This is a genomic window from Bradyrhizobium sp. Pha-3 (assembly GCF_042258325.1).
GTDB lineage: Bacteria > Pseudomonadota > Alphaproteobacteria > Rhizobiales > Xanthobacteraceae > Bradyrhizobium > Bradyrhizobium elkanii.
Genome location: NZ_CP170151.1, coordinates 8,311,673 through 8,324,777, shown reverse-complemented (window position 1 = coordinate 8,324,777; position 13,105 = coordinate 8,311,673). Strand labels below are relative to the sequence as shown.

Annotated in this window: 10 protein-coding genes; 4 read left to right on the top strand and 6 right to left on the bottom strand. The window is 66.1% G+C overall.

Translation table 11 applies throughout. The annotated features are described in order from the left end of the window. Nucleotides 1–109: 109 nt before the first annotated feature. From ACE10X_RS39790 to ACE10X_RS39780, 3 genes are all read right to left on the bottom strand, one after another. The gene (locus tag ACE10X_RS39790) at nucleotides 110–1,591 is read right to left on the bottom strand and encodes an aldehyde dehydrogenase (protein ID WP_375763682.1); all 1,482 of its coding nucleotides are present in this window, start codon (nucleotides 1,589–1,591) and stop codon (nucleotides 110–112) included. 103 nt (nucleotides 1,592–1,694) lie between these two features. Further along, entirely contained in the window at nucleotides 1,695–2,165 is a 471-nt protein-coding gene (locus ACE10X_RS39785; protein ID WP_038385314.1) for a peroxiredoxin, read from the bottom strand. Continuing rightward, entirely contained in the window at nucleotides 2,149–5,526 is a 3,378-nt protein-coding gene (locus ACE10X_RS39780) for an efflux RND transporter permease subunit (protein ID WP_375763681.1), read from the bottom strand. The genes ACE10X_RS39785 and ACE10X_RS39780 overlap by 17 nt, the downstream gene beginning before the upstream one ends. A 258-nt stretch (nucleotides 5,527–5,784) precedes the next feature. On the opposite strand from ACE10X_RS39780, the gene ACE10X_RS39775 reads away from it, so the two are divergent. Further along, on the top strand, nucleotides 5,785–6,291 hold the full coding sequence (locus tag ACE10X_RS39775; RefSeq protein ID WP_038385312.1) for an AAA family ATPase: 507 nt from the start codon (nucleotides 5,785–5,787) through the stop codon (nucleotides 6,289–6,291). Nucleotides 6,292–6,321: 30 nt separating this feature from the next. Here ACE10X_RS39775 and ACE10X_RS39770 read toward each other — a convergent pair whose 3' ends face one another. Both ACE10X_RS39770 and ACE10X_RS39765 read right to left on the bottom strand, forming a co-directional pair. Continuing rightward, entirely contained in the window at nucleotides 6,322–8,118 is a 1,797-nt protein-coding gene (locus tag ACE10X_RS39770) for a caspase family protein (protein ID WP_162136666.1), read from the bottom strand. 88 nt (nucleotides 8,119–8,206) lie between these two features. Next, on the bottom strand, nucleotides 8,207–8,812 hold the full coding sequence (locus ACE10X_RS39765) for a gamma-glutamylcyclotransferase (protein WP_038385311.1): 606 nt from the start codon (nucleotides 8,810–8,812) through the stop codon (nucleotides 8,207–8,209). A 153-nt stretch (nucleotides 8,813–8,965) separates the two neighbouring features. Here ACE10X_RS39765 and ACE10X_RS39760 point away from each other — a divergent pair, with 153 nt between their 5' ends. Then, nucleotides 8,966–10,153 (top strand): DUF2125 domain-containing protein, encoded by a 1,188-nt coding sequence (locus ACE10X_RS39760; protein WP_375763680.1) that lies wholly within the window; start codon nucleotides 8,966–8,968, stop codon nucleotides 10,151–10,153. Between the two features lie 42 nt (nucleotides 10,154–10,195). On the opposite strand, the gene ACE10X_RS39755 is transcribed toward ACE10X_RS39760, so the two are convergent. Further along, nucleotides 10,196–10,513, bottom strand: a complete 318-nt coding sequence (locus ACE10X_RS39755) for an antibiotic biosynthesis monooxygenase (protein ID WP_038385309.1) — start codon at nucleotides 10,511–10,513, stop codon at nucleotides 10,196–10,198. Between the two features lie 250 nt (nucleotides 10,514–10,763). Between ACE10X_RS39755 and ACE10X_RS39750 the strand changes: the two genes are divergently transcribed. Both ACE10X_RS39750 and ACE10X_RS39745 read left to right on the top strand, forming a co-directional pair. Then, nucleotides 10,764–12,332 carry a hypothetical protein gene (locus ACE10X_RS39750; protein ID WP_244435822.1) on the top strand — a complete coding sequence of 523 codons (1,569 nt, stop codon included), beginning with the start codon at nucleotides 10,764–10,766 and terminating at the stop codon, nucleotides 12,330–12,332. A gap of 212 nt (nucleotides 12,333–12,544) precedes the next feature. After that, nucleotides 12,545–13,054, top strand: a complete 510-nt coding sequence (locus tag ACE10X_RS39745; protein ID WP_304557215.1) for a hypothetical protein — start codon at nucleotides 12,545–12,547, stop codon at nucleotides 13,052–13,054. Nucleotides 13,055–13,105: the final 51 nt, after the last annotated feature.

Sequence of the window (13,105 nt, the reverse complement as noted above, 5' to 3'; positions counted from 1 at the left end):
TCATGATCGCTGCTCCGCGCTGCACGTCAAGTGCGGCCACTTGGCGCGCGGGTGCCGTCGTACCTCTGTCCGTCCGAAAGAGGAAGCAAGCGATGTCAGTGCGGAAAGCTCAGCGCATCACGAACGGATTGGCCGGTACGTCCGTCGCGGTCGAGATCCAGACGCTCTTGGTCTCCTGATATTCGCGGACCGCGTCGATGCCGCTTTCGCGGCCGACGCCGGAGTGCTTCATGCCGCCGAACGGCATCATGTAGCTGATGGCCCGGTAGGTGTTCACCCACACGGTGCCGGCGCGCAGTTGCTTCGGCACGCGGATGGCGCGGGCGAGATCCTTGGTCCAGATGCCGGCGGCAAGGCCGTAGATCGTGTCGTTGGCGATCCGGATGGCGTCTTCCTCGGTGTCGAAGGAGATGATCGACAGCACCGGGCCGAACACTTCCTCGCGCGCGATCCGCATGGTGTTGTCGACGTCGGTGAAGATGGTCGGCTCGACGAACTGGCCGCCCTTGATGCCGTCGCCAGTGGCTGGCTTGCCGCCGAGCAGGCAGCGCGCGCCCTCGGCTTTCGCGATGTCGATATAGTCGAGCACTTTCTTGTATTGCGCCGGCGTCGTGATCGGGCCGACATTGGTGTCTGACTGCATGGGATCGCCGATCTTGGCGGACTTTGCCAGCTCCAGCACCCGCGCGACGAATTCCTCCTTGATCGAGCTCTGCACCAGAAGGCGGGATCCCGCGATGCAGGTCTGTCCCGTGGCAGCGAAGATGCCGGAGATCGTGCCGGCCGCGGCGGCGGTGAGGTCGGCGTCCTCGAACACGATGTTGGGCGACTTGCCGCCGAGCTCGAGCGAGACGCGCTTTAGGCTCTTGGCCGCGGTCTCGTAGACCTTTGCGCCGGTCGTGTCCGATCCGGTGAAGGTGATCTTGGCGACGCCGGGATGGGCGATCAGCGCGGAGCCCGCCTCGGGACCGAAGCCGGTCACCACGTTGAAGATGCCGTCGGGAATTCCGGCCTCCTTGGTCAGCGCGGCGAATTCCAGCGTGCTGGCCGAGGTGAATTCCGACGGCTTGACGACCACGGCGCAACCGGCGGCGAGCGCGGCGGCGCATTTCCAGGCGACGAACAGCAGCGGCGAATTCCAGGCGGTCAGCGCCGCGACCACGCCGACCGGCTCATGGGTCGTGTAGGCGAAGGTATCCGCCTTGTCGATCGGCACCAGGCCGCCCTCGAGCTTGTCGACGAGCCCGCCGAAATACCACCACCACTCCGGATGGTAGCGCAGCTGGCCGAGCATCTCGGCCATCAGCTTGCCGTTGTCGCGCACCTCGATCTCGGCAAGGCGCTCGGCATTGGCCGCGACGAGGTCGCCGAGCTTGCGCATCACCTTGCCGCGTGCGGAAGGCGTCATCTTCGCCCAGGGGCCGCGCCACATCGCCTCATTGGCGGCCTTCACCGCCTTGTCGGCGTCGGCGGCCGCGCCGCGCGGAATCTTCGCCCAGGCCTCGCCGCGATAGGGATCGATACTGTCGAACCATTCGCCATTGGCGGGGTCGACATACTGGCCGTTGATGTAGAGCTGATAGGTCTTCATGACATCCTCCCGCAAGGCGATGGTTCTGGTTGGCGGAACGCTATCACGCATTGCGCGACGCCGTCATAACGCAGTCGCGTGAGCCGGGTTGCAGCCGGGGCCGCTATCGACCATGCGGCGCGGCAAGCTCGGCCGCGATGATCGCGCCGAGTGCCATGTCGCTCTGCTGTCCGAAGCCATGATGCACGATGTTGCCGTCGCGGCCGATCAGGATGCTGGTCGGCGTTCCCTGCATGCCGTAGCGCTGCATGGTGACCGGGATCGGCGTGCCTTCGCCGGCCTCGTCGACGCCGATCGGGAAGGTCAGCCGGTACTCGTGGATGAAGGCTTCCAGTGACACCTCCGTCATCGCCGCATGGTGCTCGAATACGGTGTGCAGCCCGATCACCTGCAGGTCCGAATGCTTGAACAGCTCGAACGCGCGCTGGGTCTGCGGCGTGCCGTGCGCGACGCAGCCGGGGCACAGCATCTGGAACGCGTGCAGCAGGACCGGGCGGCCGCGCAGCGCGGCCAGGGTCAGGGGGGCGCTGGTGTTGAACCAGCGCGACGCGGCGATATCAGGTGCGAGAGTCACAGCTGGGTTCCTTGCGTCTGCCACCTTGCGGCAGGGTGGCAAGATCGGCACGGGTCTGGCAACGACCGGCGGCGCTTGATGCTGCGGCCCGGCGTGCGCGGCGCGCGGCGCGGCGGCGCTGGGTCCAGAGTCTCGCGCGGTCGAGATAGAGATAGACCACCGGCGTCGTGTAGAGCGTCAGGATCTGGCTCAGGATCAAACCGCCGAAGATCGCGATGCCAAGCGGCTGACGCAGCTCGCTGCCTTCGCCGAGGCCGATCATCAGCGGCACCGCGCCGAACAAGGCGGCGAGGGTCGTCATCATGATCGGGCGGAACCGCATCAGGCAGGCTTCGTAGATCGCATCGCGCGACGACAGTCCGCGCTGGCGTTCGGCATCGAGCGCGAAGTCGATCATCATGATGGCGTTCTTCTTCACGATGCCGACCAAGAGGATTACCCCGATCATGCCGATGATGTCGAAATCGGTGTGCGACAGCATCAGGGCCGCCACCGCGCCGACGCCGGCAGAGGGCAAAGTGGAGAGGATGGTCAGCGGGTGGATGTAGCTCTCGTAGAGCATGCCGAGCGAGATGTAGATCGTCGCCAGCGCGGCGAGGATCAGGAACAGCTCGTTCGCCAGCGCCTGCTGGAAGATTTTCGCGGAGCCCGCAAAGCCGCCGGAAATGCCCGCCGGCATGCCGAGCGCGTGCATCGCGTTCTCGATCGTGGTGGTCGCCGTGCTCAGCGAGACGCCCGGCGGCAGGTTGAACGAGATGGTGCTGGAGACCAGGAGATCCTGGTGGTTGACCGAGAGCGGCGTCTCGCCGTGCTCGAAGCGCGCGACGCTCGACAGCGGGATCATGGTCTCCGCGCTGGTGGAGACCGCGGTTCCGGTCGATGCGACGCCTTTGCCGGTGGCGCCGATCGAATTGGTGGCCTGGTTGCGCACCACATTGGCGGCGACCGCGCTGACCGAGCTTTTTTGCGAGGACGAGGCCACCGTGCCGGCCACCGCATTGGTGCTCTGCGTGCCGCTCGCCGAGCCGCCCGAGGTCGAGATATAGACCTCCTTCAGGGTCTGCGGATCTTGCGAGAAGCGCGGCGCGACCTCCATGATCACGTGATACTGGTTGCGCGCGACGAAGATGGTCGAGACCTGGCGCTGCCCGAACGCGTCATAGAGGGTGTTGTCGAGCTGGCTGACCGTGATGCCGAGCCGGGAGGCGGCGTCGCGATCGATGATCAGATTGGCCTGCAGCGCCTTGTTCTGCTGGTCGCTGTTGACGTCGGCGAGCGTCGGCTCCTTCTGCAATGCCGCGACGAGCTTTGGCGTCCACTCGTTCAGCTCCTCGAAGGTCGAACCCTTCAGCGTGTACTGATATGCCGCGTTGCCCGAGCGCCCGCCGGCGCCGAGGTCGCCGATCGACTGCAGGAACAGGGTGGCGCCCGCGACGCTCGCCAACGGTTCGCGCAGCCGCTCGATCACCTTGTCGGCGCGCAGCCGGCGCTCGTCCATCGGCTTCAGCGAGGCGAACACGGTGCCGGTGTTGGTGCCGCCGGGACCCACGCCGCCGCCGCCGGTGAAGCCGACCGCGGTGTCGACCGCCGGATCCGACTTCACGATGTCGATGAACTGGGTCAGCTTCTGCTGCATCAGCTGGAACGAGGTGCTCTGGTCGGCCTGGATCGAGCCGATCAGCAATCCGGTGTCCTGTTGCGGCACGAAGCCCTTGGGCACCACCTTGTAGAGATGGAAGTTCAAATAGAGCGTCGAGCCGAGGATCAGCATCACCAGGAGCGGATGGCGCAGCGCGAGGCCGAGCGTCGCGCGATAGCCGTTCAGCATCAGCTCGAAGATGCGCTCGCTGATCCGGTAAATCCGGCCGTGCGGCTGGCCCTCCTCCTTGCGCAGCAGCACCGCGCACATCATCGGCGTCGTGGTCAGCGAGACCACCAGCGAGATCACAATCGCGATCGTGATGGTCATGGCGAATTCGCGGAACAGGCGGCCGACCAGGCCGCCCATCAGCAGGATCGGCACGAACACCGCGATCAGCGACACGCTCATCGACAGCACCGTGAAGCCGACCTCGCGGGTGCCGACCAGCGTGGCCTCGAGCCGCGACAGCCCGGCATCCATGTGGCGGGTGATGTTCTCCAGCACCACGATGGCGTCGTCGACCACGAAGCCGGTCGCCACCGTCAGCGCCATCAGCGAGAAGATGTCGAGCGTGTAGCCGAGCAGATACATCACGGCGAAGGTCGCGATCAGCGACACGCCGACCGCCACCACTGGGACCAGCGTCGCCCGCGCATTGCGCAGAAAGGCGAACACCACCAGGATCACCAGCGCCACCGCGATCAACAGCGTGATCTCGACGTCGTGCAGCGAGGCCCGGATCGTCTTCGAGCGGTCCATCGCCAGCGTGATGTCGACCGCGGGCGCGACCGAGGCCTTCAGCTGCGGCATCAGCCCTTTGACGCTGTCGACCATCTTGATGATGTTGGCGCCCGGCTGGCGGTACACGATCATCACGACGGCCGGCTTGCCGTTGGAGAGGCCGAGCGTGCGCACATTCTCGACGGAATCGATCACGTCGCCGACGTCGGTCAGGCGCACCGCCGCGCCGTTGCGGTAGGCGACGACCAGCGGCCTGTAGTCGGCCGCCTTGCGGGCCTGGTCGTTGGCGTAGATCTGGTAGCGCTGGTTGCCGACGTCGATGCCGCCCTTCGGGCTGTGCGCATTGGCGCTCGAGAGCGCGGCGCGGACGTCCTCGAGTCCGATGCCGTATTTGTACAGCGCCGGCGGGATCAGCTCGACGCGCACCGCCGGCAGCGAGCCGCCGCCGACCGAGACTTCGCCGACGCCCTCGACCTGCGACAGCTTCTGCGCCAGCACGGTCGAGGCGGCGTCATAGAGCTCGGCCGGCGTCAGCGTGTCCGAGGTCAAGGTGTAGATCAGGATCGGCGCGGAGGCCGGGTTGAACTTGCGGTAGGTGGGGTTGGCGCGCAGGTTGGTCGGCAGGTCCGCCCGCGCCGCGTTGATCGCCGCCTGCACGTCGCCCGCGGCGCCGTTGATGTCGCGGTCGATGTCGAACTGCAGCGTGATGCGGGCGGAGCCGAGCGAAGACACCGAGGTCATTTCGGTGACGCTGGCGATCTGGCCGAGATGGCGCTCGAGCGGGCTTGCCACGGTGGAGGCGACGTCGGCAGAGCTTGCGCCGGGCAGCGTCGCCTGCACCATGATGGTCGGGATGTCGACGTCGGGCAGCGGCGACACCGGCAGCTTGAAGAACGCAATGATGCCCGCCACCAGGAGGCCAAGCGACAGCAGCGTGGTGCCGACCGGCCGTCGGACAAAGGGGGCGGAGAGGTTCATCGAATTTGCGAGCGCTGTTTGCGGATGAGCTTCTATCCGTCCGCGCCGGGATGCAAAAGCCTAAATGTCACAGGGCGGCGCCATACCGCCGCCGCGATGTGTCTGACCGCAACACAGCGCCAGACGGCGGCCGTAGTCTCGATCGTGTGGCTCGATCAATGCGCTCGAATCCGGTGCGGTGCGCGTCACGGCGCGTGGGAACGCGGGTGGAACTGAGCTAGGTTTCGGCCCTGATGATCGCAAGGGGGCGAGGTTGCAATGGCACGACTGATCGCACTGGCCGGCCTGCCCGGCACCGGCAAATCCGGCATTGCGCGGCAGTTGGCGCCGCGCATCGGCGCGATGTGGCTGCGGATCGATTCGATGGACCAGGCGATCTGGGCATCGCCCTCCGCGCCGCGCGATCTCGCCGACTGGACCTACCGCGCCGCGCAGGCCGTCGCCACCGACAATCTCGCGCTCGGCTTCGACGTGCTCGCGGACTGCGTCAACGATTGCCAGGCGTCGCGCGAAGGATGGGAGATGGCGGCGCAACGGGCCGGCGCCGAGGTGAAATGGCTGGAGATCGCGTGCAGCGATCCGGCCGAGCATCGTCGGCGGGTCGAGACGAGAACGAGCGACATCGCGGGGCTCGCTCTGCCGGATTGGGATGCCGTCGCGCGCCGCGCTTACGATGCCTGGGATCGCGATCGGCTCATCGTCGACACGGCGCATCGCAGCCTTGAGGCCTGCGTCGACGAGGCGTTTGCGCTGCTGGGCAGATAGGCGCGTCGGGCCGCGGGCGCCGCATGCGGGCTATTTCGCCGCATTCTGGCTCGCGCCGACGAAGTAGAAATCCTCGCTTCCCGGCACCGAACCATAGCTGAAGGGCTGCTGCCGGCGATCCGTCGCCGCCATGACGTCGTCGCGCACGAGATCGAACAGCTTGCGGATTTCGATCCGCGGCGTCTGCATGCGCTTGATCAGGGCGGTCACGAACGGGCTGTGACCGCCGTCGCCGTCGAGCGCGACCTGGCCGTGCTTGGCGGCGTAGACGACCAGCGTGCCGCTGTCGGGCTCGACCTGGGCCAGTCCCCTGCCGATAGAGCGCGACGCGACGGTGCGCTTGATCTGGTTGGCGAAGGGATTGTCGCGACAGGCATCGAGAATGACGAGATGCAGCTTGCGTGCACCTTCGGTCGCGCCCAGCACCTGGGTCAGGGCAAGCGCCTCGAACGGCACGTCGCGGTCGGTGGCGAGTTTCGCATCGACCGGCACCAGATAGTTCTCTCCGGTCATCTCCATGCCGTGCCCGGCATAGTAGATCACCGCCCAGTCCGCGCCATCGGCCGCGTTGGCGAATGACTTAAGCGCCTCGACCAGGCTGTCCCGCGTGGCATCGTTGACGAGGCGGACATCCTGAAAGCCGACGGCGCGCAGCGTATCGGCAATCGCCGCTGCGTCCTGGCCGGGGTTCGGCAGCACCGGCACGGAGCGGTATCTGGAATTGCCCACGACCAGGGCGACGCGCCGCTCCGAATTTGCTGCCTTCTGACCCGCGCCGACCGGCGCGATCGGCACAGCCGCGGCGACCGCGGGGGTTGGCTTCGCCGCATCGTGATCCGCAATGACGCTCTTGTCCGTAGTGGCGACTTTGTCCAGCCGTTGCAGGCCTTCCCTGGCGACGCGCTGGCCCTGCGTCCGGTCGAGCTGATCGAGGCCTATGACCTCGAGCGCGTGGCGGAAGTCGTCGCGCGCACCCTCGATATCGCCTTTCTTCTCGTCGGCGAGGCCTCGGCGTGCGTAATTCAGCGCGCCCTGCGCATTGAGTTGCGTGGCGCGGTCGTAGTCGCGCATGGCCTGATCGAGCTCGCCTTTGCTGGCCAGCGTCAGGCCGCGCAGCGAGTAGAACTCGGATTGCCCGTCCTGGATGGCGATCGCGCGTTCGATATCCCGCGACGCATTGTCGATGTCGCCGGCGCTGATCTCGACCACCGCCCGGCAATAATAGGGGCCGCCGGCGCGCGGCGCGACCTTGATCGCATCCTGGCAATGCAGCGCCGCGAGCCGGTCCTTGCCGCGAAAATCGTAGACCAAGGCGCGATTGACATAGGCGTACCACGAGCTCGGATCGAGTTCGATGGATCTGCCGTAGTCGGCGAGCGCGCGATCGTAGTCCCCGGTGGCGACGAACAGCTCGGCGCGATTGTTGAACCAGCCGGCGCTGAACGGGCCGGCAGGCTTCAGCCGGATCGCCTGATCGAAGTCGCTCAGCGCGCGGTCATAGTCCTGGTTCTGCAGGAAGACCTTGGCCCGCTGGCCATAGGAGGGCGCGAACGACGGATTGATCGCGATCGACTGATCGTAGTCCGCCTTGGCTTTCTCCAGATCGCCCTTGTTATGCCAGGCGAGCGCCCGGTTGTAATAGGTGATCGAAAGGTCGCGTTCCCTGGGATTGGCTGCGATCAGGCGGGTGCAGGCGGGGATCGCGAGCTCGGGGTGCGGATCCCTGGCGTCGCACGCCGTGCCATCTTCTCTGAGACCAGCATAAGATGGGGAATTCAGCAGCAACAGCAGGCCGATTGCGGCGAGCTTGGGCAATGAGAGGCGCATTCCGGTCATTCCATTCCAACGACCGGAAATTGAGACCAGAATGTTGTTCGCGCCGTGGCGAAAAAATGCGCGAGCGAGGTTCCGCGCCTCAGCCCGGATCGAGCCTGTCAGTCGCGCGCGCATCGCGATGCAGCGTGCCCGCATCGTGCAGCATCGTCGCCAGCTGGTGCAGCTGCGTGTCGCGAAAGCCCTGCTTCTCGATCGAGGCCACCGTCGAGAGCACATAATCGCGGTTGTTGCCGGAGCGGCCATGGCCCTGCAGCACCAAGCGCTGCTGCTCGGCGAGCGACAGCCGCCCGGCATATTGCACATGGCCGCGATCGACCACATAGGCCAGCGCGCTGACGCGCTCGCGCGCCGCATTCTCCAGCCACACCGAGCGCATCACCTCGCGATAGACGTTGGTGGTCTGCTCGCGTCCGCGCAAATAGCCGATGGTGTCGTGGCGCAGGCGGGCGGCGACGCGGAATGCGATGCCGCGGCAGGCGCCGCCGCGGTCGAGCCCGAGCACCAGGCCCGGCTTCTCCGGCGTGCCGCGGTGGTCGAACGAATAGACGCAGAGCGCGCGATGCTCGCCGATCAGCCGCGCCGGCACCTGTTCCAGGAACTCGAAGCCCGGCTTCCACATCAGCGAGCCATAGCCGAACACCCAGAGGTCGCCGTCGGTTTCGGAATGGGGAGGATTTGCTGACATCGCGCTGATGGGCTAGCAGAACGGGCCGCTGAAGCGAAGCAGATTCCGTGATGTTTCCAAGGCTTGCTGGAGGCTCGCTCAAGGGTTGCTCGGGGCTTGTTCAAGGCTCGCGGCCGCTTAGATTTTGACAAATTCGCCCGCCAAAGGACCTGCATGTCGGATCAGACCTCCGCCCCCCGCCGCCGCTCGCGCTTCGGCCTCTATGCCGTCCCCGTCGCGGTCCTGATCGCCGCGGTGCTATGGAGTGCCTTCTGGTTCTTCGCCGCCTCGCAGGTCGGCGTGCAGGCCGATGCCTGGCGTGCACAGGAGGCGAAGGCCGGCCGGGTCTACGATTGCGGCGACCGTTCGGTGGCGGGTTACCCGTTCCGGTTCGAGGTCCGCTGCACCGATCCGAGCGTGATGCTGGTCTCGCAGACCGCCTCGCCGCAGATGGCGTTCGTGGCGCGGCTCGCCGAGATCCTGGTCGTGGCGCAGGTCTACGATCCCAAGCTCGTGATCGCCGAATTCAAGGGTCCGGCCACGATCGCCGAACGCGGCGCGCAGCCGACGCTGTCGGTGAGCTGGAGCAAGGGACGCAGCAGCGTCGTCGGGCTGCCGGCGGTGCCGCAGCGCGCCTCGCTGGTGTTCGACGATCTCGCCATCGACCGCACCGGCGGTGCCGCGCCGGCGCCGCTGGCGCGGGTCAATCACATCGAGCTGCACGGCAGGCAGGTCGACGGCTCGGCGCCGGACAGTCCCGCGATCGAGACCGTGCTGCAGATTGCCGGCGGCACCTTGCAGGTCGTGCATCCGCTGCTGGCCCAGCCGTTCAACGCCGACATCCATGCGCGGCTCAACGGTCTGAAGGATTTCTCGCCGAAGCCGTGGCCGGATCGCTTCCGCGAGATCCAGGCCGCCGGCGGCAGCGTCGAGATCCAGCAGTCGCGGATCGAGCAGGGCGATGTGCTGTCGGTCGCGGCCGGCACGCTCCGCCTCAACGCGCAGGGTCGCATCGAGGGCGAATTGCAGATGACGGTCGCCGGCCTCGAGCGCGTCATCCCCGCGCTCGGCATCGACAAGATGCTGGAGGAAGGGGTGCCGCAGTCGACGCTCGATCGCGTCGCACCGGGCGTGAAGAGCCAGGACCTCAGCAATCTCTTCGGCGCGCTGGATCGCGCCATTCCCGGCCTCGGCAAGGTGATCAAGCAGAACGCCAATGCCGGCATTTCCGCCGGCATCAATTCGCTCGGCACCGAGGCCACGCTCGAAGGCAAGAAGGCGCGCAGCTTCCCGCTGCGCTTCGCCGACGGCGCGGTGTTCCTGGGGCCGCTGAAGGTCGCGCAGATCCCGCCGCTGTTCTGAACCGCGGCGGATTGCGCTGACGCGAACTCGCCCACGCCCCTGTCAGGCGTGCTCAAACGGGCCGACCTCGCGGATCACCTTGCAGATCTGCAGGAAGCCGCTGGCGTAGAACTCGGCATGTCCTCGCCTCATGGTTTCGACATGGTCGGGGTGATTGCGCCAGGCTTCGAGCGCCTCCTCGGAAGCAAAGCGAAACAAGGTGAGCTCCTCGCCGTCCGCCGCCTTGAACGATTTGACCGAAAGGAATCCCGGAAGGCGGCTGACAATGTCGTACATGCGCTCGCCCAGCCGGTTGTATTCGTCGAGCGGGACGTTCTTCCGTAACTTCAAGTCACCAACGACAATGACTTCACCGATCATGCTGCAGTCCTCCGTCGATCCAAGGTCCGTGGCAGGTTGAAAACAATCGCCCCAACACAATTCGAAATCGCGACCGGTGTTGTTACGCTTCCAATCCGAGCGTTCCTCGCGCGCTATCGTCGATCACCGCGATCTATTCCCGCCGCCGCGATGAGAAAAACGTGACCGGAATAATGCGCCCCGGCGCGAATATCACTCCCCGAATACCGCTCTCTCTCGCCTGAGGAAACAACCTCGTGTGGAGGAAGCGATGCGAATTCTCGGGGGAATTCTGCTCGGCAGCGTGCTGCTGTCGGCAGGTCCGGTATTGGCGGAGGACGATGCGTCCGAGCTGCGTGCGTTGAAGGCACGGCTCAAGCAGCTCGAGCAGAAAATGGAGACGCAGGCGCGCAAGGAGGAGGCGCTGGCCGCAAGACAGAGCGCAATACAGAACGCGCAGATGACGGCGAAGGCGCCGGTGCCGTTCGATCCCTGCGCTTCGGGCAAGCTCTGCTACAAGGGCGTCACCTTCACCTTCGGCGGCTGGGTCGATCTCACCGGCATCTATCGCAGCCGCAACCTCGCCTCCGATTCGGGCTCGGTCTACAATTTCATCCCGTTCCCGCAGAGCAAGAACTACAACACCGGCGAGTCGCGCTTCACCGCGCGTCAGACCCGCTTCTCGGTGCTCGCGGAAGCCAACGCCACGGAGAACATCCGCGTCGCCGGCTATGGCGAGCTCGATTTCGAGGGCGCGGCGCAGACCGCCAATTCGGTCGCGACCAACTCGTTCAATCCGCGGCTGCGGCAGGCCAGCATCGAGATCGACCGCAGCGATCTCGGCCTGCACGTGCTCGCCGGCCAATCATGGTCGCTGAACACGCCGAGCAAGGCGGGCATCGATCCGCGAGGCGCCGATACGCCGGGCGTGATCGATTTCGAACTGGTGCCGGGCTTCCTCGGCGCGCGTCAACCGGGCGTCCGGGTCTGGCAGGATATCGGGCCCGAGTTCAAGCTCGCGGTCTCGGCGGAGAACCCCCAGACATCCTTTTTCGGCGGCAACAACCCGCTGGTCGGCACGCCGGCGGTTGGCCCGCAGGGCGTGCTCAATCCGAACCTCCTGGTCAACCTCATCGGTCCGGGCGGCAGCTTCTTCAACAGCCTGAACAATGTCAGCCTCAACCACGTTCCGGATTTCACCGTGAAGGGCGCCTGGGATCCGCGGCTCGGGCCCTACAAGCTGCATGTCGAGGCGTGGGCGCTCTACCGCGACTTCTATGATCGCTTCAACTTCGCCAACCACGACGTCAACACGGTGAGCTTCGGCGGCCATCTCTCGGCCGAGATCGTGCCGAAGCTGCTCGAGGTGCAGGCCTCCGCCTCTTACGGTGCGCTCGGCCGCTTCACGGCGACGCCATTCCCGGATGCGACCGTGCGCCAAGACGGCTCGATCCAGCCGCTGCCGATCACGGCCTTCCTGGTCGGCTCGGTCTGGCACACGACGCCGTCGCTCGATCTCTACGCCTATGCCGGGCTCGAAAAGACCAAGGCGACCTTCTCCAATGTCGGCACGGTGCCGTTCGGCTACGGCAATCCGCTCTACAACAACCTCGGCTGCAACATCGAGAACTCGCCGGCCGCGACCTGTAACGGCAACACTTCGGAGGTGAGGCAGTACACCGCGGGCTTCTACGACACGATCTTCAAGGGCTCCTACGGCACCATCAAGGCCGGCGCGCAATATTCCTACACCCAGCGCTTCGCCTTCCAGGGTGTCGGCGGCGCGCCGAAGACCGACGACCACATCGTCATGACCCAGATCCGCTACTACCCGTTCTAGTCCTCCGTGTCGCAAGACCCTCATGGTGAGGAGCGCGAAGCGCGTCTCGAACCATGAGGCCCGGTCCATGGCCTGCATCCTTGGAGACGCCCGCAAGCGCGGGCTGCTCAGGATGAGGGGAAGTCGGTAGTGACCAGGATGGCTTCGCGCGCGGTGGACATTGAATCCGATGCGGCCGGAACCGATGCCGCTTCTGGAAAGGGAGGCTACAGATGAGGATCGTGACCAGACCGAAGCAGAGGGCCGTGATCGCGCGCGAATTGATGATGGTCAGCCGCGCCGCGCATGTGCTGCAGCGAACCGGCCTAGCGATGGCCGGTGCCATGGCCGGCACCTTCGTCGCCGCCCAGCTCGCCAAGGGCCATGTCGCTGTCTTCGGCACGCTGATCTTCATCGCGACGACGATCGTGATCGGCGCCGCCGGCTTCTATCTCGGCATCGATATTCCCAAGCCCGCGATGCGCGGCACGGGGCGCATTGATGCCGTCGAGCTTATGAGCGCGGGTGGCATCTTCCTTGCCGCGCTGGCTGCGCTGGTGTCGGTCTACGGCATCGTGTTCGACGAGATTCCGCCGCGTGCCTGGGAGTTCGTGATCGGCTCCTGGTGGTTCGGTGGCGGCATCATGCTGGCGACCGCCGGCCTCGTCGGCCGTCAGCGGCCGGCGCAGAAGGCCGCCGCGATATCGGCGGGGCCGATCCGGGATCAACGGTTGCGGCGGTGAGCACGGTCGCAGACCTGCGACCCTGCTGCGCCAATCTGTCCCGTAGCTGCG

Bases quoted from the DNA above. Each gene is read 5' to 3' on its own strand.
- ACE10X_RS39775 (WP_038385312.1), top strand. From the start codon at position 5,785: ATGGCACGACTGATCGCACTGGCCGGCCTGCCCGGCACCGGCAAATCC.
- ACE10X_RS39760 (WP_375763680.1), top strand. From the start codon at position 8,966: ATGTCGGATCAGACCTCCGCCCCCCGCCGCCGCTCGCGCTTCGGCCTC.
- ACE10X_RS39780 (WP_375763681.1), bottom strand. From the start codon at position 5,526: ATGAACCTCTCCGCCCCCTTTGTCCGACGGCCGGTCGGCACCACGCTG.
- ACE10X_RS39750 (WP_244435822.1), top strand. From the start codon at position 10,764: ATGCGAATTCTCGGGGGAATTCTGCTCGGCAGCGTGCTGCTGTCGGCA.
- ACE10X_RS39745 (WP_304557215.1), top strand. From the start codon at position 12,545: ATGAGGATCGTGACCAGACCGAAGCAGAGGGCCGTGATCGCGCGCGAA.
- ACE10X_RS39755 (WP_038385309.1), bottom strand. From the start codon at position 10,513: ATGATCGGTGAAGTCATTGTCGTTGGTGACTTGAAGTTACGGAAGAAC.
- ACE10X_RS39770 (WP_162136666.1), bottom strand. From the start codon at position 8,118: ATGCGCCTCTCATTGCCCAAGCTCGCCGCAATCGGCCTGCTGTTGCTG.
- ACE10X_RS39790 (WP_375763682.1), bottom strand. From the start codon at position 1,591: ATGAAGACCTATCAGCTCTACATCAACGGCCAGTATGTCGACCCCGCC.
- ACE10X_RS39765 (WP_038385311.1), bottom strand. From the start codon at position 8,812: ATGTCAGCAAATCCTCCCCATTCCGAAACCGACGGCGACCTCTGGGTG.